This window comes from Prolinoborus fasciculus, from assembly GCF_056724605.1.
Genome location: NZ_JBWZQN010000030.1, coordinates 1 through 20,761, shown reverse-complemented (window position 1 = coordinate 20,761; position 20,761 = coordinate 1). Strand labels below are relative to the sequence as shown.

General features: G+C 44.0%; 26 protein-coding genes, 3 tRNA genes and 2 pseudogenes. 14 read left to right on the top strand and 17 right to left on the bottom strand.

All coding sequences use genetic code 11. The features are described 5' to 3' along the window. The first annotated feature begins 21 nt into the window (after positions 1–21). Positions 22–525: a glycine-rich domain-containing protein gene (locus AC1P5O_RS08825; RefSeq protein ID WP_004278644.1), complete on the top strand. Its 504-nt coding sequence runs from the start codon at positions 22–24 to the stop codon at positions 523–525. Positions 526–544: 19 nt separating this feature from the next. On the opposite strand, the gene AC1P5O_RS08820 is transcribed toward AC1P5O_RS08825, so the two are convergent. Beyond that, a complete protein-coding gene (locus AC1P5O_RS08820; protein WP_004278645.1) occupies positions 545–880 on the bottom strand; it encodes a hypothetical protein in 336 nt (111 codons plus the stop codon). Then, the gene (locus AC1P5O_RS08815; RefSeq protein ID WP_005105412.1) at positions 871–1,335 is read right to left on the bottom strand and encodes a hypothetical protein; all 465 of its coding nucleotides are present in this window, start codon (positions 1,333–1,335) and stop codon (positions 871–873) included. The genes AC1P5O_RS08820 and AC1P5O_RS08815 overlap by 10 nt, the downstream gene beginning before the upstream one ends. Before the next feature lie 176 nt (positions 1,336–1,511). On the opposite strand from AC1P5O_RS08815, the gene AC1P5O_RS08810 reads away from it, so the two are divergent. After that, positions 1,512–1,892: a hypothetical protein gene (locus AC1P5O_RS08810; RefSeq protein ID WP_005105410.1), complete on the top strand. Its 381-nt coding sequence runs from the start codon at positions 1,512–1,514 to the stop codon at positions 1,890–1,892. Positions 1,893–1,984: 92 nt separating this feature from the next. Here the strand turns inward: AC1P5O_RS08810 and tehB are convergent, their stop codons facing one another. From tehB to AC1P5O_RS08775, 7 genes are all read right to left on the bottom strand, one after another. Beyond that, a complete protein-coding gene (gene tehB / locus AC1P5O_RS08805; protein WP_004278648.1) occupies positions 1,985–2,851 on the bottom strand; it encodes an SAM-dependent methyltransferase TehB in 867 nt (288 codons plus the stop codon). Between the two features lie 216 nt (positions 2,852–3,067). Beyond that, positions 3,068–3,340: a hypothetical protein gene (locus AC1P5O_RS08800; protein ID WP_004278649.1), complete on the bottom strand. Its 273-nt coding sequence runs from the start codon at positions 3,338–3,340 to the stop codon at positions 3,068–3,070. Positions 3,341–3,449: 109 nt separating this feature from the next. Continuing rightward, positions 3,450–4,199 (bottom strand): hypothetical protein, encoded by a 750-nt coding sequence (locus AC1P5O_RS08795; RefSeq protein WP_004278650.1) that lies wholly within the window; start codon positions 4,197–4,199, stop codon positions 3,450–3,452. Between the two features lie 225 nt (positions 4,200–4,424). Then, on the bottom strand, positions 4,425–4,925 hold the full coding sequence (locus AC1P5O_RS08790; protein ID WP_318270624.1) for a hypothetical protein: 501 nt from the start codon (positions 4,923–4,925) through the stop codon (positions 4,425–4,427). A gap of 221 nt (positions 4,926–5,146) precedes the next feature. Then, a tRNA-Phe gene (locus AC1P5O_RS08785) sits at positions 5,147–5,222 on the bottom strand. A 137-nt stretch (positions 5,223–5,359) separates the two neighbouring features. Continuing rightward, a tRNA-Phe gene (locus AC1P5O_RS08780) sits at positions 5,360–5,435 on the bottom strand. Between the two features lie 203 nt (positions 5,436–5,638). Then, a complete protein-coding gene (locus AC1P5O_RS08775) occupies positions 5,639–6,016 on the bottom strand; it encodes a GNAT family N-acetyltransferase (protein WP_004278652.1) in 378 nt (125 codons plus the stop codon). Between the two features lie 105 nt (positions 6,017–6,121). Between AC1P5O_RS08775 and hisB the strand changes: the two are divergent. From hisB to AC1P5O_RS08740, 7 genes and pseudogenes are all read left to right on the top strand, one after another. After that, positions 6,122–6,706 (top strand): annotated as a pseudogene (gene hisB / locus AC1P5O_RS08770) (imidazoleglycerol-phosphate dehydratase HisB); the annotation flags it as partial. Then, the gene (gene hisH, locus AC1P5O_RS08765; protein WP_086044210.1) at positions 6,706–7,323 is read left to right on the top strand and encodes an imidazole glycerol phosphate synthase subunit HisH; all 618 of its coding nucleotides are present in this window, start codon (positions 6,706–6,708) and stop codon (positions 7,321–7,323) included. The pseudogene hisB and the gene hisH, both read left to right, overlap by 1 nt. 135 nt (positions 7,324–7,458) lie before the next feature. Further along, entirely contained in the window at positions 7,459–7,977 is a 519-nt protein-coding gene (locus AC1P5O_RS08760; RefSeq protein ID WP_348941983.1) for a DUF805 domain-containing protein, read from the top strand. 103 nt (positions 7,978–8,080) lie between these two features. Then, positions 8,081–8,740, top strand: coding sequence for a 3'-5' exonuclease (locus AC1P5O_RS08755; RefSeq protein ID WP_180038654.1), 660 nt, complete (start codon positions 8,081–8,083; stop codon positions 8,738–8,740). An 8-nt stretch (positions 8,741–8,748) separates the two neighbouring features. After that, positions 8,749–8,913 (top strand): hypothetical protein, encoded by a 165-nt coding sequence (locus tag AC1P5O_RS08750; protein ID WP_312328523.1) that lies wholly within the window; start codon positions 8,749–8,751, stop codon positions 8,911–8,913. 145 nt (positions 8,914–9,058) lie between these two features. Beyond that, entirely contained in the window at positions 9,059–9,793 is a 735-nt protein-coding gene (hisA, locus tag AC1P5O_RS08745; protein ID WP_004278658.1) for a 1-(5-phosphoribosyl)-5-[(5-phosphoribosylamino)methylideneamino]imidazole-4-carboxamide isomerase, read from the top strand. A 65-nt stretch (positions 9,794–9,858) separates the two neighbouring features. Continuing rightward, the gene (locus AC1P5O_RS08740; protein ID WP_499005970.1) at positions 9,859–10,788 is read left to right on the top strand and encodes a DMT family transporter; all 930 of its coding nucleotides are present in this window, start codon (positions 9,859–9,861) and stop codon (positions 10,786–10,788) included. Positions 10,789–10,848: 60 nt separating this feature from the next. Here AC1P5O_RS08740 and AC1P5O_RS08735 read toward each other — a convergent pair whose 3' ends face one another. From AC1P5O_RS08735 to AC1P5O_RS08725, 3 genes are read right to left on the bottom strand one after another with little or no spacing between them, the layout of a single operon-like run. Further along, complete coding sequence (locus AC1P5O_RS08735; RefSeq protein ID WP_312328525.1) at positions 10,849–11,244, bottom strand: DUF4870 family protein; 396 nt, start codon at positions 11,242–11,244, stop codon at positions 10,849–10,851. A 20-nt stretch (positions 11,245–11,264) separates the two neighbouring features. After that, positions 11,265–11,891 carry a DUF1294 domain-containing protein gene (locus AC1P5O_RS08730; RefSeq protein ID WP_348941985.1) on the bottom strand — a complete coding sequence of 209 codons (627 nt, stop codon included), beginning with the start codon at positions 11,889–11,891 and terminating at the stop codon, positions 11,265–11,267. Between the two features lie 26 nt (positions 11,892–11,917). Beyond that, a complete protein-coding gene (locus AC1P5O_RS08725; protein ID WP_348941987.1) occupies positions 11,918–12,865 on the bottom strand; it encodes a homoserine kinase in 948 nt (315 codons plus the stop codon). Between the two features lie 113 nt (positions 12,866–12,978). Between AC1P5O_RS08725 and hisF the strand changes: the two genes are divergently transcribed. Further along, the gene (gene hisF / locus AC1P5O_RS08720) at positions 12,979–13,737 is read left to right on the top strand and encodes an imidazole glycerol phosphate synthase subunit HisF (RefSeq protein WP_004647284.1); all 759 of its coding nucleotides are present in this window, start codon (positions 12,979–12,981) and stop codon (positions 13,735–13,737) included. A gap of 298 nt (positions 13,738–14,035) precedes the next feature. Here the strand turns inward: hisF and AC1P5O_RS08715 are convergent, their stop codons facing one another. After that, a complete protein-coding gene (locus AC1P5O_RS08715) occupies positions 14,036–14,680 on the bottom strand; it encodes a sterol desaturase family protein (protein ID WP_086044216.1) in 645 nt (214 codons plus the stop codon). Positions 14,681–14,788: 108 nt separating this feature from the next. On the opposite strand from AC1P5O_RS08715, the gene AC1P5O_RS08710 reads away from it, so the two are divergent. Both AC1P5O_RS08710 and AC1P5O_RS08705 read left to right on the top strand, forming a co-directional pair. Continuing rightward, complete coding sequence (locus AC1P5O_RS08710) at positions 14,789–15,508, top strand: AraC family transcriptional regulator ligand-binding domain-containing protein (protein WP_499005969.1); 720 nt, start codon at positions 14,789–14,791, stop codon at positions 15,506–15,508. 47 nt (positions 15,509–15,555) lie between these two features. Then, the gene (locus AC1P5O_RS08705; protein WP_499005968.1) at positions 15,556–15,798 is read left to right on the top strand and encodes a helix-turn-helix transcriptional regulator; all 243 of its coding nucleotides are present in this window, start codon (positions 15,556–15,558) and stop codon (positions 15,796–15,798) included. A gap of 277 nt (positions 15,799–16,075) precedes the next feature. Here the strand turns inward: AC1P5O_RS08705 and AC1P5O_RS08700 are convergent, their stop codons facing one another. Together AC1P5O_RS08700 and AC1P5O_RS08695 are read right to left on the bottom strand one after the other, a co-directional pair. Further along, positions 16,076–16,321 carry a hypothetical protein gene (locus tag AC1P5O_RS08700; protein ID WP_004729221.1) on the bottom strand — a complete coding sequence of 82 codons (246 nt, stop codon included), beginning with the start codon at positions 16,319–16,321 and terminating at the stop codon, positions 16,076–16,078. An 80-nt stretch (positions 16,322–16,401) separates the two neighbouring features. Then, positions 16,402–17,484 (bottom strand): DNA/RNA non-specific endonuclease, encoded by a 1,083-nt coding sequence (locus AC1P5O_RS08695; RefSeq protein WP_086044217.1) that lies wholly within the window; start codon positions 17,482–17,484, stop codon positions 16,402–16,404. 322 nt (positions 17,485–17,806) lie between these two features. Between AC1P5O_RS08695 and AC1P5O_RS08690 the strand changes: the two genes are divergently transcribed. Then, complete coding sequence (locus tag AC1P5O_RS08690) at positions 17,807–18,415, top strand: hypothetical protein (protein WP_499005967.1); 609 nt, start codon at positions 17,807–17,809, stop codon at positions 18,413–18,415. Between the two features lie 80 nt (positions 18,416–18,495). On the opposite strand, the gene AC1P5O_RS08685 is transcribed toward AC1P5O_RS08690, so the two are convergent. After that, positions 18,496–20,376 (bottom strand): potassium transporter Kup, encoded by a 1,881-nt coding sequence (locus AC1P5O_RS08685; protein WP_086044218.1) that lies wholly within the window; start codon positions 20,374–20,376, stop codon positions 18,496–18,498. 121 nt (positions 20,377–20,497) lie between these two features. Here AC1P5O_RS08685 and AC1P5O_RS08680 point away from each other — a divergent pair. Beyond that, positions 20,498–20,588 (top strand) — tRNA-Ser (locus tag AC1P5O_RS08680). Positions 20,589–20,665: 77 nt separating this feature from the next. Here the strand turns inward: AC1P5O_RS08680 and AC1P5O_RS08675 are convergent. After that, a pseudogene (locus AC1P5O_RS08675) lies at positions 20,666–20,761 on the bottom strand (IS1 family transposase); the annotation flags it as partial.

Here is a 20,761-nt window from a genome sequence, read left to right as displayed (position 1 = left end):
AAACCTACTAAGGAAAAAGAAATGGGAAATTTAGCAATAGACTTTAACCATAAAGCTACTCTAGCAAGCTCAAATATGCCGACTTCGGTTGAGAGTTTAAATTTCAATAAATTAAAATTTAAATTAACATCAGGTAAAGAAGCAACCATGTCAAAAAAAGTTTGCGAATTTGCAGAGCAAGAATATAAACGTTTTCTAGCGTTAAAATATTTCTATCCAAAAGAAACGCTAGTACCTAATAAACTTGTTGATGAGTTTTGGCATGCTCACATTTTAGATACTCGAAATTACCACATGGATTGCTTGAAAATTTTTGGAGCTTATCTGCACCACTATCCATATTTTGGAATCCATGATGAAGTCGACCAACAAAATTTGAAAGATACTTTCCAGCGAACTAAAGAACTTTATGAAGTTTGGTTTGGCCCATACCCTGATTTCACAATTGAAGCACGCTGTGGTGATGATCACGCCTGTCACGCTCCTTCAAGCTGTGCATGTCGTGTACCTGGTGCATGTAAATAGCTTTTTATACTGGGCAGTATCACTGCCCAGTTGCCTTACATAAGGCTTCAATTGCTGTATCTATTTGTAAATCTAATTTCTTAGAAAATTTATTGTCTGTATTCTTTTCCCACTGCTTATATTCAAGAAAAAATATATATTTCTTCAATGCATCTTCTTTCTTAATGGTTAATGACCCTTGTTTTGCCCTCTGAATATCTTTTTTTAAGCGCTCATAAAAAGAAGTATCTTCATCGGAAAATGCATCGCTAAAAGCCTTTAAATTACCTGTATAAACTTCTTCAATTAAGTTTAAAAACTTTTCCAAATTAGGGTTTAAATTTAATTGATCTTTTTCATTATTTTCTAAATGCATTCATTTGTACCTGCATCAACCACTTTAGGATCTAACTTACCCCAGAGTGGATAATTAGTATTTTCAACTATGTACGTCGTAAAACATGTACATGTCTTATCAATACGTTCAGCATCCCATCTTTTCTTTTGCATAGCCAAATTTGCCTTACAATTAAGATCAAACTGCCTAACCTGCTTATCAGTCCAATTAGTTTGAATTTTCGAATAATTAATTTCAGTGGGTTTGAGAGCGTCTTTTATTTGATCTATGCCTACACCACCAGCAACCCCAATCAATCCAGCAATAACAAGAATTTTCATAAAACCTGATTTAGGTTTTTCTTTATTAATGAAAATTAATGGATTTTGGCAAGTACCACAATGATAAAGACCTTGATCACCAATCTCATGAAGCTTATTTACTGTATTACAAGATGAGCAAGTAATATATCCATTTGTTTGAAGTTGACCCACTACAATCTCTAAAATAATTATTTGTTTTAAACAATTATAATTCTTAACTAGATGAAATGTTATTCCTTTGTAATTTCAGTTGAATAATCAACCAATAAAACCATATTTATGAAGCACTTAAATTTTATAAATGTATGATCAAGCCTCTTTTTTCCTATTTCCTTAAAAGGGTATATATGAACATGCTTAAAACAATGATCGCGACTGCAATCGTAGCGACTTCTGCATCTGCAATGGCAACTGAAGCTCAAGTTGCGCCAGCAACTGTTGTAAGTAAAACAACCCAAACTGTTGCCAAAGAAGCTGCTGCACCTGTACAAGCGAAAGTTGAAGCTGCTCAAGCGACTGTTGCTGCAACTCAACAAGCGGCTGAAACTAAAGCTGAAGCAGTAAAAACAGAAGCAACGACTCAAGTAGAAATGGCTCAAGCTACAGCAGAACAACACGTTGAAGCTGTGAAAACTGAAGCAGTAGAAACCAAAGATACGGCTGCTGAAAAAGCAGAAGTAAAAGCTGAGAAAAAAGGCTGGTTCTCTTGGTTTAAAAAAGCAGCTTAAGATTTTTTAAGTATAAAAAAAGATGTCAGCCTGACATCTTTTTTTGTTTTGGATGATTTAATTTATTTTCAGGAATTAAAAGACTTAATCTTCTATTCAGCCTTCTGCGCCAGCATCGTGGCAAAATGCTGTTTAATCCGCTGGCCCTGCTCATCGACACGGTATAGCTCACCAATATCTTCATTGTATTTCACAATATTCCAGCCCTCATAATACCCTCGCAACTCCCCCGGCTGAAAAGCAAATGGAAAATCGGCTTGTGCCGGAATATCTGGCGTATCCATGGCACAAACAATCAGGTTATAGCCACCTGGCACGGTCGCCTGCTGCATCTGTGCAATCAGCGGTGGAATGGTTTTCGCCTCAAGGAACATCATCACCACGGTACAGTAGATAAAGTCATATTGGCCTGCAATGCTGGTATCCGTGTTGAGGTCGCGGCGCTGTACCTGCACATGATTAATCTGCTCGGTCTGCACAATCTGTCTTAAGGTTTGCAAACTGTTTTCGTTGACATCCCAGGCATCGACATTAAAGCCGTTCTGGCTCAAATAAAGCACATTACGCCCTGTACCACAGCCGACATCCAGCGCACGACCACCTTTTAAATAGGGCATGGCGGCCAGCACTTCAGAATGGGTAGGATTTAACTGATATTTCTTGATGAAGTAATCCTCAGGCCGGCAGTAAAAACGCAGCTGGCATTCGATATTCTCACTGGCAGAAACAATTTTGTGCCAGGCCTCAGGCTCAATAAATGGCGGTTGCTGCTCTGGTGTAAACACATGCTCGGATTGCACTGCGCCAGATTCTTCCAGCATGGCAAAACGCAGCTCACCTTTTAATACTGTCAGTTTCGCCCAGGTACCCGCTTTGGTATTGTGCTGATTCTTGAAGCCCTGAGGAATACTCTGCTGAGTCCAGACTGGAAGTTCCTTATAACATTTCAACTGTTGCATAATTTTTTGCCCTCCATATCATCCATGCTCCGCCTGTCATTCTTTTGGCAGCGGTAATTAATTCAGCATAGCCTGTTCAAATCGGAATTGGAATCAGCGCCTGTTCGCGCTGTGCCGATGCAACAGCAAGATCAATACCAGTTTTCTATCAAAATAAAAAAGCTGCCTCTCTTGAGACAGCTCGGTTATCTATCAACGAGGAATATGACGATTCGATTAATGCAGCAGTTCCGACTTTAGCCAGTTGATATATTTATCCTGATCCATAAAATCCGGAGCGCTCCCCAGATCCAGACTGAAATACTGCTGATTGAACTGAATCACAATCTGTTCGGTATAGTGCCAGTCCTCGATCAGCGTGAAATATTGATCCAAGAACAACCGGTTCTTGTCTCCGTTATTCATCCTTTGTAATTTTGGACATGTTTTATTTGCGACAAACTCACCGTACACCTGCTGAATATCAGCAAAAACCTGAATTGTTTGCATGACTCACCTGCTTAAATGTTATGTCGTGATCTGTGCGACCCCTTCAATTTAGCAAGCGAGTTTGAACAGCAGATGACAGTCCTATGGCAATCCTGTCATCTAAGTCAGGCTACAACTTGTTTTCAACCGCTTTCTGGTTGGCAGTCGCCACTCGTTCCGTCTGTTTATTCAGGTGCAGCATTTCTTTATACAGCGCATTAAACTCTTGCACGGCTTTATCGTCATAGAACATAAAGGTGTTATTTTTCTTTTGCCATTTATGCTTTTTCAGTACTGCAAATAAGGCATCAGCCTTGGCCAGAGTCTGTTTTTCAATTTCAAAAATGACATGTGCATTACTATTTTGCTGACTGTCTTTTAGAGTCAGGCTCAGTTGCTGGCGATAACGGTTCTTAATATCCAGTTGCTGTGCCTTGTCGATCAGCTCGGCATCGCGCTGCTGGATTTTCTGCTGATAGCTATTCACAATTTGATGGACTTGCTTGAGCATGGCTTCAGTTTCTTTATAGCCTTGTGCCTGATCCTTAGCCAAGCGGTCGATATTCAGAAAATTCTGCCAGTTGGCGGCTTTTAAGTCGCGTAGATACTGATTACGTTCCTCGGCACTGTCGCGCAATTGCCCCAGCATAAATTCAGCCATGATGGCATAGTCACCATCCAGACGGTCATCCTCAAGTTCAATCTGAATCGGTTTAGACCAGTCCTGTGCCTGCTGCGCAATACTCTCGGTTTTTTCTTCAAGCACAGTTTCATATTCGAGCAGCTCGGCCTGATGTTTTTGCTGGACCGAATTCTGATAAAACAGCCCAATAAAAATTGCCAGTGTCACAGCGGCTACAATCATAAAAACACGCGGCATGTATACGCTCCAGCTCTGTCAGTCAGATCTTGTTGATTTACATCCACTATGCTTATTTTTTAAACACAATTCAAGGCATTTGATTTTTCCAATAATATGTCTAGCTTAGACAGAAATTGCCCCTCTCACAAAACCACTCTTCCCAGAACACTACTTTGTCGGTCTCATTGCATAGCAACTTTAATAAGCTCGTTAAACAAAGTTATCTGGACCGACAGGTATACATTATGGGGAGCCAAACGGCAGGCTCAGATTCAGCCGGTTCGGATCGAATTGCTCACGGACAATATTCACATTGGTGGCGTCGCGGTTAATTCCAAAAGGTTGCAGCAATACATATACCCCATTTCTTGGGTCTGAAGACTGCAAGCCCTGTGCGATGGCCAATACATATTCACGGAACACCACAGGCAGGCTATCCAGATCAGGGTCGGCAGGTGCACGCATCACATCAATATTCGCGACCACGTCGCCATCCACGCTATAGGCCTGAATTTCACGTTCAATTTTCATCAGGCGTATTTGCAGGGCCTTACGTTGGCTGTTCTGTTCCTGATAAGGCAACATTTTTTCAGTCACGGCGCGCAGTTCCGGTTCCGCCATGACGGTCAGAGTCGGCAACACCACTGAATCAGCAGCAGGCGCAGCATAGCTTAATATCGGTAGGCTAAAAGCAGTACAGGCCGTAAGAAGGCCTAGTTTAATTGGTGTTAGGAGATTCATCATTTTCACCCTCGTTTGGAAAAGGGAAAGCGTCAAAGCTAAATCTTACAAATAATGCCAGTGCCTATTGTTAAGTTTGATAAACGGTCAATCAGGAAGAAAAAAGCAGGAAACGTCGAAAAAGAAGAAGTTGAAACAACTGAAAAATAGAAAAGAATAATGTTGATCTGGCTTTGGTGCAGGCAAAAAAAATCCCCAAACCAAGTTTGAGGATTTTTTGAATATGGTGGCGAGACCCAGGATCGAACTGGGGACACACGGATTTTCAATCCGTTGCTCTACCTACTGAGCTATCACGCCGATGCGGTGTATTAAGCCGTATCTGGCCTCATTAGTCAATCAAAATTATGAAAAAAATATTTGAGTGGCTGATTTTTGGCCTAAAAAAAATCCCTGATGGGATCAGGGATTGAAAACTTTGAAATCGTTTTAAAATATGGTGGCGAGACCCAGGATCGAACTGGGGACACACGGATTTTCAATCCGTTGCTCTACCTACTGAGCTATCACGCCGATGTCGCGTATTAAACAGTTTCAGTTGTAAATCGTCAAGAGCAGAGAGAATAATTTTCACCAAATGTTTACTTTTCCATCAACTCGCATCAATTTGAGTCATAAATCGAACAGTGTTTACCAAAGACCTCAGCAATAAAACAGATTTAAGCGCTTATTTACATAAAAAAGCAGCCTAATGACTGCTTGATATTGCTCTATCTTCAGATTTTTTCCAGATTGGCGAGACAACGATGAATGGCCCCACAGCCTGGGACGAAATTTTTCACGCCTTTTTCTTCTTCCATGCGGCAGACTTCGCTGACCAGCCTTTCTGCCACACCACGACCGCGATTGGCCGGATGTACCACGATATTTTCCAGAATGCGGCTTTCGCCCTGTCCAGTGCACCAGATTGCCCCAATAATTTTGCTATTAAATTCTGCGCTATAAACTGAGGTATACTGTGCAAGGTTTTGCTCTAGTTGTTCCATGGCATCTGCCCCGTCGCTAAATTCCGGGCTCGTGTCATACAGTCGCTCAAGCTGGCTGCGCACTTCGTCATTTTCTAAAGAAGTATAAGCATGTACGGTGATAGGCATTGATAAACCCTCCTGAGCAATCTAATATGCGGTGACTTCGTCACGGCGAAAATATTTTCTACATCAATCATTTTGACGTATTTGAGGAACGTGTCTATGACAGATCGTATCAGTGAAGTGGTAAGAAATACCAACGAAACCAAAATTCGAGTTCGTTTGAATCTCGACGGTACTGGTCAAGGCACCTTAAACACGGGTATTCCCTTTTTAGATCATATGATTGATCAAATCAAGCGTCATGGCCTGTTTGATATTGATATTCATTGTGATGGCGATCTGGAAATCGACGACCATCATACCGTAGAAGACTGCGGTATTACGTTAGGTCAGGCTTTCGCGCAAGCACTGGGCGATAAAAAAGGTTTGAAACGCTATGGCCATTTCTATGCGCCACTTGATGAATCTTTAAGCCGTGTCGTGGTGGATCTGTCTGGTCGTCCGGGCCTGTTTATGGATATTCCATTTACCCGTGCCATGATCGGCCGTTTTGATGTGGACCTGTTCTCTGAATTTTTCCAGGGCTTTGTAAACCATTCTTTGATGACGGTGCATATCGACAACCTGAAAGGCAAAAACAGCCATCACCAGATCGAAAGCGTATTTAAAGCATTTGCGCGTGCGCTGCGTATGGCCTGTGAAGTGGATCCACGTGCTGCCAATACGGTAGCTTCAACCAAAGGTACACTGTAATGACCCGTATTGCCCTTCTTGATTATGGCATGGGAAATTTGCACTCTGCGGCAAAAGCATTAGAACATGTCGGTGCCACGGTAGATGTGACCAATGATCCTAAACTGATTGCGCAAGCAGACAAGATTGTCTTTCCGGGCGTAGGTGCGATGCGTGACTGCATGCAAGGTATGCACGAAGCCGGGATTGATGAAGTGGTACGTAATGCCGTATTTAACAAACCGGTACTGGCCATTTGTGTCGGCATGCAAGCCTTGATGCAGCATTCGGAAGAAAATGGCGGTACCGATGCACTGGGTATTTTCGAAGGTGCGGTCAAGCATTTTCCGGAAATGGCGGGCTTAAAAGTGCCGCATATGGGCTGGAACCAGGTACATCAGGCCGATCCAGAGCATCCAATGTGGAACAATATCGAACAGGATGCGCGTTTTTACTTTGTACATAGCTACTATGTAGAGCCACAAGATTCAGACTTAGTAGCAGCTACTTGTACCTATGGCATTGAGTTCTGTACTGCAATTCATAAAGAAAACCTGTTTGCGACCCAGTTCCATCCGGAAAAGAGCCATACCGCCGGTTTGCAGTTATTGAAAAACTTTGTGGATTGGAAAATCTGATTTTCCTTTCGTCCCAAAAAGCTCGCAAATTGCGGGCTTTTTTATTGATTATTTTTTACACTTTTCATTTATAAAAAATCCTTTTATCATCATAGACTTGCTTATAAAAAATCTAATGAAAACAAAGGAAAAATAATGAGTAATACAATTCAGGATTCGGGGTGGAATGCATCAGGACGTTTTGGGCGACGTTCTTATATCGCATGGAATATGCTGCTTGGTTTTTGCTTTATGATCATCGGAATTATTGCTGCTTTCATTTTGCCTGGAATGAGCCCAGAGACTTTAAATGGTAAAATGTCCATGCCTTTAATGGTGATGTTGGTTTTGATCTACGGCGTTGCGATTTATTTTAGCGTGATTTTTTTAATTCGTCGTTTACATGACCGTAATCATAATGGCTGGCTTTCTTTACTGATTTTTGTGCCGGTCGTGAACCTTGTCTTTACACTTTACCTGCTATTGGCGCCAGGTCATAACGAAAGTAATGAATATGGTCCACCACGCACGACACGTGGCTGGGAAACGCTTTTGGTGGTACTGTACCTGGTACTCGCGGTTATTTTGGCAGCCTTTGCTGTCCCTGCTTATCAGAATTATGTTGAACGTGCTCAACAGGCGCAGATGGAACAGAGTAGCTATCACACTGATTAATCCTGTTTAAATTTTGCATAAAGCCCATTCTTCATGGGCTTTATTTTTGCCTAGAACAGGAAAAATGGTTAAGCTGAACGCATTCATTTCATGATTAATGCGTATGGAACAGCGGCTGGACACTTTACCAAGCAAGGAACAAATTCAGGCCTTTCCTGTATTTCAAAATCTTCCGATGCAACAGATTCAGGTGATTAATAGCCTGGAACAATGTCATGCTCTTGAACAGGAACTAAAAAGCTGTGCAGTCCTGGGTTTCGATTCTGAATCCAAGCCCACCTTTAAAGTCGGTGAAGTCTCTACTGGGCCACATCTGATTCAGCTGGCGACTTTAGACAAAGCCTATTTATTTCAAATGAATGATTCGATCTGGGATTTTCTTAAACCGATCTTTGCCAGTCGCGAGCAGATCAAGGTCGGTTTTGGCCTGAAAAATGATGCGCACCTGTTCCGTAAAAAAGGAATTGAACTGAATAGTGTGATTGAACTGTCTAAATGTTTTAAAGCTTTTGGTTTAAACAATCCGGTCGGATTAAAAAATGCCATGGCGTTATTGTTTCAGTTGAATTTTCCTAAATCCAAACGGATTAGTACCTCGAACTGGGCCAGCAAGAAGCTAAGCCCGGCACAAATTGATTATGCAGCCGCAGATGCCTACGCGCCCGTGCTGGTATTTGAAGAATTACTACGTCGGGATTTATTACCCAGAGAGATTCCCAATACTTCATTAAAATTAAGAATCCGTCCTTCATCGACGGCTTAAGTGCTTGCATGGCCTGCTGGTACTGGCAACTTGATGTACGCATGAAAGCTGTGATGAACGCGGTCGATGAGAGAGCTGTGACTTTAGTAGATCTTACAGCTTCGATTATCGACCCGCTCAGTACACGACCCGTTGTGGAACATCTGATCGCCATTCAAGAGACGGATCACTAAAACCATTAAAATAAATTACCTCACTGCTACCTATCTATGGACAGGTTTTCTTTATTCATACCGTTTAAGAGTTAGAAATTTCGACTTTATTTGCTAAGATGAATACACTCAAATTCATTCTAAAGATTAAGCAAGGAGCGAAAGCATGCTGATCATCCCTGCAATTGACCTGAAAGATGGCAAATGTGTCCGTTTAAAACAAGGTCGTATGGAAGACGATACCGTATTTTCAGACGATCCGGTCGCAACAGCACAGCATTGGGTAAATGAAGGCGCTCGCCGCTTGCATTTAGTAGATTTAAACGGTGCTTTCGCAGGTACGCCAATCCATAAACCAGTGGTTGAAGCCATCGTCCGATCTCAACCTGATTTGCCGATCCAGATTGGTGGTGGTATCCGTTCTCTGGAAACCATTGAGCATTATCTGCAAGCCGGTGTTTCTTTTGTGATCATTGGCACCAAAGCAGTTCAGGATCCTGAATTTGTTGAAGAAGCATGTCGAAAATTTGCCGGTCATATTATTGTTGGGATTGATGCCATGAATGGCATGGTGGCAACAGATGGCTGGGCCAATGTGACTGATGTTAAAGCCACTGATCTGGCGAAACGTTTTGCCGATGCTGGTGTGTCGAGCATTGTCTATACGGACATCGCGCGTGATGGCATGATGCAGGGTGTGAATATTGAGCAAACCGTGAATCTGGCGCAATACTCAGGTTTGCCTGTGATTGCATCTGGTGGTGTGACCAACCTGGATGACGTACGTAACCTGAAAGACCAACCAGGTATTTTAGGCGCAATTACCGGTCGTGCGATTTACGAAGGTACATTAAGCTTGCGTGAAGCACAGTTGTTGCTAGATGAGCAACAGGCGCTATAATTAAGCTTGCTATAAAAGAGGTCTTCGGACCTCTTTTTTATTTTTTAATTTTCTGATCTCCTGGCATGTCTACACTTATTTCCAAAAATCACTCCGGCTGGATGGTGAAAGCGCCGCAACTCGCCCTGATCCTGATCACCATTATCTGGGGCGGCAGCTTTATTACCGTGCAATACGGGCTGAACTTTAGCAGTCCGATTATATTTGTCGGCCTGCGTTTTGCTGCGGCAGCGCTTGCCGTCACCCTGATTTCACTGAAGTCGCTAAAAGGCATGAACCTGAAAGAGGTGTTCGCTGGCGCGGTGATTGGCGTCATGATTGCCATCGGCTACGGCACCCAGACTGTGGGCTTGCAGACCATCAGCAGCAGTGAGTCGGCTTTTTTAACGGCCTTGTATGTTCCGCTGGTTCCGATCCTGCTCTGGCTCATGTTCCGTAAAAAACCGCATGTCATGACCTGGATCGGAGCCCTGTTTGCCTTTATCGGTCTGATGTTTTTGACAGGCAATGGCTTTGCTGCAATTCAGCTCAGTTTCGGGCAAACCCTGACGTTGCTCGGTTCGATTGCGATTGCACTGGAGATTATTTTTATCAGCTATTTCGCCGAGCAGGTGAATGTACGCCGGGTCACAGTGCTGCAACTGATTTTTGCATCCTTGTTCTGCTTTATGATCGCACCTGTTTTAGGCGAATCTCAGCTACCTGAATTCCACTGGCATCTGGCAGGAATTTTAGTCGGTTTGGGCATTGCCAGTGCCTTGATTCAACTGGTCATGAACTGGGCGCAGCGCATGGTCGATCCATCACAGGCGGCAATTATCTATGCCGGCGAACCGATATGGACCGCCCTGTTTGGCCGTCTGGCCGGAGAACGGCTACCTGCACTCGCGCTAGTCGGTGGATTGATGGTGGTACTAGGCGTGATTGCCAGTGAATGGAAACCGAAGTTTTTAAGAAAAGAACCAACAGAACAATTAAAGCAAGATCTTTCTTAATTCCACTAAATCCCCCTTAAAAAAAGGGGGATTTTTTTCTCTAAGGAAATACGGCTAAAATTATTTGCTATACATCGGTCTATTGTCATTTAAGCGCATGATGCCGCGAATCGCCCGATACACAATCCAGATCCAGGCCAAAACCACCACAACCAAACAGAAGGCGGATGCACCAAATGCGACCCCTGCAAACAGGTTAGGATCTTCGCCGGTAAAGAACAAAAAGAAAAATGGAATAAAGGCGATGATATTCCAGAACAGATACCACCAGAAACTGCGGATCTGCCAGGTAAAATGGCTTTCAAAGATGGAACCGCGTACATCGCGTCGTTTCACATAGTTAATGATCAACGCCACGAGAGCCAGCAGGCCAGCACTAAAAATGGCAACAATATATAAAATGTACAGTGCAAAAGTCAGTGTGCGGTTTGAGTCTTTATCAATGGAATAGTTCACGTCCCCTCCTGGTACTTCCCCTAGATATTTAAACTATTCAATGGGGAAATCAGCCATATAATCAAAATGATGTTAAAGGCTATGGTACAAAAATATATCTGCCGGAAAGGTTGTTTTTGTGTTTTATGCCGTAATTTCTGCTGTGCCAGCCAGGCTGCCGGCCAACCGCCCAAGAAGGCCACCAGATGCAGGGTATTTTCCGGAATACGGCGATTACCCAGCTGTGCCGCTTCCTTGTCTTGCGCATAGAGCCAGTAGCTGAGCGCGTTCATTAGGCTGACCAGCAACAACACCAGTCCACTCAGTAAACCGCCCAAGGTCAGAGCCACCAGAAAAAGAATATAGAGCACACAGGCAATCTGCATCGGCTGTAATTTCTGTGTCTGCTGCGACTTGGACGGTTTGAATTTTACTTGCAGACTTTTGGCTTGTGCTGCTTTCAGGTACATCACCTGCTGCGCGCGATAACGGCCGCGTTCATCCAGAATGACCAGATAATCCAGCGCACAGCCCACGATTGGACGTGGGCCAGGCTTGGCAAAATCCTTGATATGCAGAAATACGCGATCTTTGGCGGGGTCACTGGGCTGAATGAAACCATAGCCCTGATCATCAAACCATTCCACCAAACGTCCCTGATCGCGCATATCCCTATCCCTTTTGATTTGATTGTTTAAGCGGTGACGAATTTTAAGCGTTCAATTAGCATATTACGCATTTCATCCGGATTTTTTTGCAAAATATCTTCGCCAGTACGGCCTAATGCTGCATTACGCTGTGCTACCTGCAGACGCATCATCCAGAACCGTCCCGCAGCCATAGCCAGATATAACTCCAGGCAGGCGCGTTCATCAATGGTTAAAGGACGAATCGTTTCATAGGCATTTAAAAAAGCAATCGCTTTTTCTTCATTTAAGACCACGTCAGGATATTCGGTACAGAAGTCATTTAAAGTGATGGCGATATCAAACAACCATTCATCTTTATTCAGCTCATAAAAATCCAGAATGCCATTCAGCTGATCGCCTTCAAATAAGGTATTGTCACGGAACAGATCTGAATGAATAAAACCGCGTGGACGGTCCGGATATACCGCCGTCAACGCCTCATATAAACCTAATAATTTGCCAAGCAAGACTTTATCAGCCGGACTTAAACTTGGTTTGATTTCTTGAGAAACGGCCAGCCAATAGGCATGATCACGCACAAAATTACGTTCTAATTTAAAGTCTTTGAGTGCCACATGCATTTTCGCCTGAGCGATGGCAATTGCCTCAACTTGCCCAATGGTAGATGGCATGGGATGTTCACCCATCAGGCGCGGTGCAATCTGTGCCGGTTTATCTTTAATGCTGTGAATCGCTTTGCCTGAATGCGATAAAGGCACCGGAACAGCCAACCCGGCCTGCCCCAGATGTTCCAGAACCGGAACCAGTTCGCCTGCCGCCTGCTCATCCATATCTTCAAACACCGTCAGCACATATTGCTGGTCTTCGCAGACTAAAAAGTAGTTGGTATTTTGAATACCGCCTTGAATGGGAATCAGATCAATCACCTTTAAACCATAAGGCGCCGCAAAATCCTGAACTTCCTTTAAAGTCAAAGTGGTATAAACCGACATAGAAAACCTGCGAAAAAACTTACATAATTTTGCTAGAATACCGTTTCCATCTGCCAAGGTGTAGCGCTTGCGTGGGTGAGTTTCATAATCGGCTGTAATAATTGGAAAAATTTATGCTAGCTAAACGTATTATTCCTTGTCTGGACGTGGATAACGGCCGCGTGGTCAAGGGTGTCCAGTTCCTTGATATTCGTGATGCGGGTGACCCGGTCGAAGTGGCGCGCCGTTATAATGAACAAGGTGCCGATGAAATTACTTTCCTTGATATTACCGCTACACATCATGGACGCGACACGACTTACCGCACAGTAGAACGCATGGCTGAATCGGTTTTTGTACCTCTGACTGTCGGTGGCGGTGTACGTAAAGTCGAAGATATCCGTCTATTACTCAATGCCGGTGCAGACAAAGTCAGCATCAACTCGGCTGCGATTTATAATCCCGAGTTTGTGCAGGAAGCGTCTCAACGCTTTGGCGCACAGTGTATCGTTGTTGCAATTGATGCCAAAAAAACTGGCGACCACAAATGGGAAATTTTCACCCACGGTGGCCGTAAAGAAACCGGGATTGATGCGATTGAATGGGCTGTGAAAATGGCTGACTTCGGCGCAGGTGAATTACTGATTACTTCGATGGATGCCGATGGCACCAAAGCCGGTTACGACATTGCCCTGATGCGTGCCATCAATGACCGCGTCACGGTACCGACGATTGCTTCTGGTGGTGTGGGTAATTTACAGCATTTGGCGGACGGCATTATCCATGGTGGTGCTGATGCAGTACTGGCAGCTTCAATTTTCCATTTTGGCCAGCACACCATTCCGGAAGCCAAAGCCTATATGGCAGCCCAAGGTATTGAAATGCGCCTTTAAGCCGTTTTAGATGATGATTTAATTAAAGAGTGTTTTTATAAACACTCTTTTTTTATGCCTTAAATAAAACAACACAGCAAATACGGGACAAAAAAAAGGAGTCTTTCGACTCCTTATAAAACCAAGATAAGACTACAGCACTTGGTATTCAAAAGAACTCATCCCCCCCAGAAACATCATCAGTATAAGGCTTTGCTCACCGACGTGAGCAACTATAAGTGAAATCCGCAGGACAATATTGACAATACAATCGTATTTTATTGACAAATCACGACAAAGCCCTGTCTTATTCCACGACCTACGTATTTAACTGCTTCATTGCCATATTTTTTGCAGTATTTTTCGTCATTTCAGAGAAAGCATCGGCCGATTTAACCAGAAAATATTGTGCTGCCCAGCGGTTCAGTTTTTTCGAGATCGGGGCAGGCAAGCTCAGACCTAAAGGATTCTGTTCCTGCAAATCTGCCGAGGAAATCACCCGGGTACCGAGCAGATAGTCAAACCAAGGCTTGGTCACACACCAGTTGGCATCCTGATTACTATTCATATGATGATCATAATGCCAGGGCAATTTCTTTTTGGCCCATTCCGGTTCCAGATGCGCCCGGCGATGTAAATAATAATAGTTGCCTGCACTATATAGGGCGGCCAGTGACATGCCTTTGGAGAAGGGATAAAAACTGAGTCCAAAGACGGTCGCGACCACTGCCAGTGAGGCAATTTCATTGCGGGTACGCCAGTTATCCAGTCCTTCTACATAGCCGAAATCGGAAAATTCCGTTTTTCGCACAATCCGGTGATGCTCCCAGTGTGAGCGCATACTCTCGGGTACCGGACTATAACGGCTCTGTCCCGGCCGGTGAACACCATGCAATACATATTTATGCGCAAACCATTCAAATCCATTTGCGACGACAAGTCCTGCCAGAAAACCTTTCCACATAATCTTTTACCTCTTGGTCTATTTTTAATATAGGCTAAATAAAAGACTAGATATTGACCAAAATATTCAATATGATTGACAAAATACGACAAAATAAAAGAATTAAAAATGCTGGTTCTAAAAAACTACGTAGGTTCAGTATACGGTGGTTTAGGACATTTACTTTTGGACTATTATCAGTTGAAACAGCTTGAAGTCCCTGAGAAATTATTGGCCATTCAAAATCTGGAACGCTTTGATTTCGCTCTATGGCGTGATCTGTTAACAACACTTGATCAACAGCTGCAACGACCAGCTTTAGGCCTGGAAATCGCCCAACTGGTTGAAGCTAAACACCTTGGTATTATTGGCTATCTGGCACTCTCAAGTGAGACCTTGGGTGAAGCCTTCATGCGCTATCATGATTATCATCGCCTGATTTATGATGGCAGCCCGCTACAGGTTCAGGGAGAAGGCAATTATTTTTCGATTGGCTGGATCGAAGTCCCGTTTCAGCTCAATACTCAATTGACCGATGAAATCGCAATTGCGCTGATGACTGAATTCATGAAATCAAATATTCTGGATAGCCATCATCTGCATCTGTACGAAGTACATTTTCAGCATCTAGCACCTAAAAATATTGCGCTGTATGAACAGTATTTTCGCTGTAAGGTTCGTTTCGGCCAAGCCAAGAACCAAGTCTTGCTGCCTGTCAGCGAACTGTCTACGCCCTTAAAACAGGGAGATCAGACCTTACAGAAGCTGCTCAAGCAACAAGCGGAAGCTTTACTGGAGCAATTCCCAATTCCACCCAGATTGACCAGAAATTACAGCAGGCGATTCTGATTGGCCTGCAAAAAAACCTGTTCCAGATTGAACATATTGCCGAGCAGATGAATTTTTCAGTGCGCCAGTTACAGCGCCATTTGCAGAAACAGGGCAAAACCTACCAGCAACGGATGCAGGAAATCCGCTGCATGATGGCCATGCAATACCTGAAAGATCCACACTTGAGCTTGCAAGAAACCGCAATGTTACTCGGTTATTCTGAACAGAGTGCATTTCAGCGTGCGTTTAAGCAATGGACCCGACTGACGCCGCAGCAGTGGCGTCAACAGAATATGTCAGCTGCTTAAACCACCAGTATGTTGGTTTGATATACGGGCTTCAAGCAGCATTGATGATTTAAATCTCTTACCCCTATGACCTGATGATCAATATAAGAATAAGGACTTAAAATATGGATAGATATCTTGCCGAATTACTCGGCACGTTCTGGCTGGTGTTTGGAGATATTGCGGGAGCAAAAAAATTAGGCTTTTTAATAAAAACCCTCTAAAAAGCCATGATTTCTAGATTCTGTTTTTCTGCATGTTTTACATGGAACATGCAGATCATCGCGTTTAAAAACGCTTATAAAAATGGATTTTCAATTTCATCCATATCATCACGCTGAATTTTTTCTGGCAAGTCCGGCGTGTTTTCAAGTTGTTGTACCACATCATTCAGAAAAGCCTGCAAGGCTTTGGCCACTTTCAGTCCCTGCTGATCCTTGGTGATTTGCAAGTTGCCATACAGACTGACACAGTCCAGATCATTTTCCAAAGTCAGATCATGAATGGCATGGGATTCACTGCCATTTTCAAATGCTTTAAACATATCCTCTTCTACCTGTCTTTGTTATTTTTCCATGAACGTCTGATGTCGATGCTACCCGAATCCCGGTTTTTTCAGCAAGCTTATTTCAACAGCTGCAAAATATATTGCAACAAGGCATCAATCAGCTGTTTCACAATGGCATCTTGCGTTGCATTGTCTATCGCACCGCCAGTCGCTGAGGAGGTCGAGCTGCCTGAACCGGAAGACTTAAACTCGCGTTGCAGTGCCTGCAGGTTTTCTTCGGAAACCTCTTCGGCACACTGGCTTTCTGCATCCCAATTAGAGTATTCAATTTTCTGGTTGGCTTTTACGGCATTTCCGGTCAGTGGCAGCTTATAGGTATTGCGTTTCTGTTCTTCGGTAAGCTGCGGGAACAGGTTAATTCCAAGCTGTTCTTCCAGATAGCAGACACTGACAATACGTACTTTGAGTGAATTGTCATTCGGTGCATAGTAAGCACCAATAGCACCGGTTTTCGGCATATAAACCGCCTTATAGACCGCGGTCGGCACAATCACGCCATTGCCAATGGTTTTCAGCTTCTTCCCGGCAAAGACCGGTCCGGTCACCACATAAACATCCTGTTTCTGCTTGGTCACAATAGCACGGGTGGCCTCTTCCAGCTCACGCCAGACCTGCTGATTATTCTTGGGCGCTTGCGGCACCATATTGGCCAATGAAAAACTGTCAGACTGCGCAGCCTTGTTAGGCATATCCGCATTCGGCGCCATATGACCGCGGTCATAACCCGAACCGCGATAATCTGCCAATGTGGCACGATGCTTCGCACTGACCCGATCTTCTTCATGAAAATTATCTTCACGGGGAATTTTCTGGCTTAAGCGTGCTGGCGTTAAGGCTTCTGCAACCCAAAGTGGCGTTTTAGATACCCCGGAATAACCGACATTAAAGCCATTAAAACACAGTGAATAGCTGTCTTTTTTTAGACTGTCTTTTATCAAATATGGCGGCACATCCCGATAAAACTGGTTCAGACAGGCAGAATTGCTGGAAGAGGATAGTGACACCCACTGACTGATTTTTTCCTGGCCAAAAGCGATGGCGAAGCTGCTCGAAGCCACCACGCCCAGAATGACTTTAATACTATTATCATTTAAAAACTGAAAAAAAGAGTTCTTGGATTTACGCTGCTTCTTGGCCATTCTTACACGTACTTTTAGATCAATACAGATTTTGACCGAGCTTAACAAGCTGTATAAGTGAAGTATATCTTGGCTCTACCATTCGTTTACTAAATAAACAATAACTATCTAAAACCCTAGGTAGTTGTAACAAACTGTCTAATTTTATTTCTTTTTAAATGAGGTTTCTCGGTGTTTGCGTAGCTTTGTTTGGCCCAGTGGATTGAGTATGTAAAGCTAACGGCCTATCTCAATTCGTACAATTATTAGCAATGGTGTCAATCATGAATTCCAAACTCTCTAAAGCATTAGGTTTAGGATTATTCACAAGTGTGTCACAAGTGTGATCAGCGTAGCTGCATTTGCCGAGCCACCGGTTCAACCAGGTGAAACACTTGAAAGCTTGTCTAAAGCTAAAATCAGTACCAAGGTGAATGGTCAGGAAGCCTCTTTAGAAAGCTTGGTGAATTCTGGTCAGATCCGTCTGGTCGATCCGCGCACAGCAGCACCGCAACCAGCCATGCCAAATACACAGGCACCGATGCCCAACGATCCAGCGACGACTCAGGCACCAAATTCAGGCACTGTTTCCCCTCAACCACCTGTCACAGAACCAGGTATGAATGAATCAGAGTTGCCGGCCAATCTGGTTGAACCAGCCACTGAATCAGAAGTAGAAGCCAGCACGTCTATGACGATGCCTCAAACACAACCAGCACTAGAAGAACAACAAGCTGCCGTACCAGCAATGTCTGAAGAGCAACAGCAAGCAGCTATTGCCTCAGAACAACCGATGCCTGAAGCACAGCAACAAGCAGCTTTGACTGAAGCAGACGTCAGCAATGAACAGACTGAAATTGCGGCTCAATCTGATGCAGAGCCAGTACTGATGGAAGAACCTTTGAATGCTGCACCTGAAATGCCAGCAGCTGCGGTAGAACTTGAGCAATAATCTGAAGCTCATTTATTTATTGTTTCTCCCATAAAAAAACCAGAGTATGCCTCTGGTTTTTTTATGCTTTTTTATTTTATTTACATCTGAATCTGGGTGCCCAGCTCGACCACACGGTTGGGTGGAATCTGATAGAAATCACTGACCGGACTGGTATTGCGCTGCATAGAAATAAACAGCTTTTCCCGCCACGGTGCCATGCCCTCACCCACAGTATGCATAATCCGTTCACGTGAAATAAAGAAACTGATCTGCATCAGGTCATATTCAAAATCCCATTGCTCATAGGCCTGTTGTAAAGCTTCCGGAATATTCGGCTGATCCTTAAAACCATAATAGATAAACACCCGGTAAAAATGCTCACTCAGTTTTTCCAGTTCAATTCGGTCCTGTCTGTCGACAAAAGGAATATCCCGGGTAATCACCGTCAACATGATATTGCGTTCATGCAAGACCTTATTGTGCTTAATATTATGCAACATGGCATGCGGAACAATATTTGGTGTGCCGGTCAGGAAAATGGCATCGCCTGGCACAAATTTGGTGCCTTCCCCCATCGAAATACTTTTAATAAACAGATCAATCGGCAAGGCATCCTGTTCCAAACGGTTCAGTACCAACGCACGCCCATCTTTCCAAGTCATGAGAATCATAAACAGTACCGCGCCAATCAGAATCGGCACCCAGCCACCCGAAGCGATTTTCAAGGACGTTGAGGCCACAAAAACCAAATCCAGTGCCAGGAATGGTACAGCAAATAAAGCTACTTTCCAGACCGGCCAACGCCAGAAACCATAGGCTAGAATCGAAATCAAAATGGTGCCGCAGAGCATAGTCATGGTCACCGCAACGCCATAAGCACTGGCCAGATTGGCACTATTTTCAAACAGTAAAATCAGGATCAGCACCGAGATAAACAGCATCCAGTTAATAAAAGGCAGATAAATCTGGCCGCGCTCCAATGCAGAGGTATGCTTGACTGACAGGCGCGGCAAATAACGCAATTGAATGGCCTGATTGACCATAGAAAATACCCCAGTAATGACCGCCTGTGAGGCAATCACCGCCGCTGCAGTCGCCAGTCCAATCATCGGGAACAAGGCCCAGTCTGGCAGCAGCATATAGAAAGGATTCGCCAGTGCTTCAGGACTACGCAGTAACAAGGCGCCTTGCCCGGCATAATTCAGTAATAAACATGGCAAGACGATAATGAACCAGGCCAGACGAATCGGCAGACGGCCAAAATGCCCCATATCGGCATAAATCGCTTCACCCCCAGTCATGGTCAGAATCACCGCCCCCATGGTCAGAAAAGCCACATAGGGCTGATCGACCACAAAATGATAGGCCCAGTAGGGATTCACCATCCAGAGTACAAACGGGGTCTGGATGATGCTCCACAAACCAAAACCGCCAATCGACAAAAACCAGAGCATGGTTAAAGGTCCAAAAAACTTGCCCATCGTGGCTGTGCCGTGTCGCTGAACCATAAACAGCCCGGCCAAAATCCCGATGGATAAAGGCACCAGCCACTGATTGAAAATGGGTGTGGCAATACTCAGGCCTTCAATGGCTGAGAGCACGGAGATTGCCGGGGTAATAATCCCGTCACCGAAAAATAACGATGCGCCGACAAAGCCCAAAGCAATCAGGAATATTTTCTTTTGATCAGAGATTCGTGTGGTACGCAGGTTTAATGCCAACAGTGACATGATCCCGCCTTCGCCGTTGTTATCAGCACGCATGATTACCATGACATATTTAAAGCTGATGGTAAGCATCATGCACCAGAAAATCAGGGACAGGATACCGAGTACAGAAGCTTCGCTAATGGCGAGATGTGCGGTGAGGAAGCATTGGCGCAGTGCATAGAGCGGACTGGTACCAATATCTCCGAAAACGACCCCAAGCGCAGCCAGTGTAATCACCGGGAGAGCCGCCTTTTGTGCAGTGCTTTGCATATATTGTCTTCGTTTTTAACAAGCATTTTTGCGAATCATAGCACCGCATTAAAAGTTTTTCCGCAAATCAATTGTTTCAGCTTGGCACAGCTGGTTTTTTTCGCTATTATCCTCGGCCTATGGTGAGGTGTCCGAGTGGCTGAAGGAGCACGCCTGGAAAGTGTGTAAACGTTTATAGCGTTTCGAGGGTTCGAATCCCTCTCTCACCGCCAGAATTTAAAAACCCGAATCACATGATTCGGGTTTTTTTATATTTAATTTTGGTGGTGTTTCAAAAAGTATGCTGGCGTTAAACAAATCCGTTATTAAGGTAAAAGAAAGTCAAATCAAAGGCTTTAAAATGATTTTCGAGCTTTTTAGAAAAGTTGCAACTTCTCCTAAATCC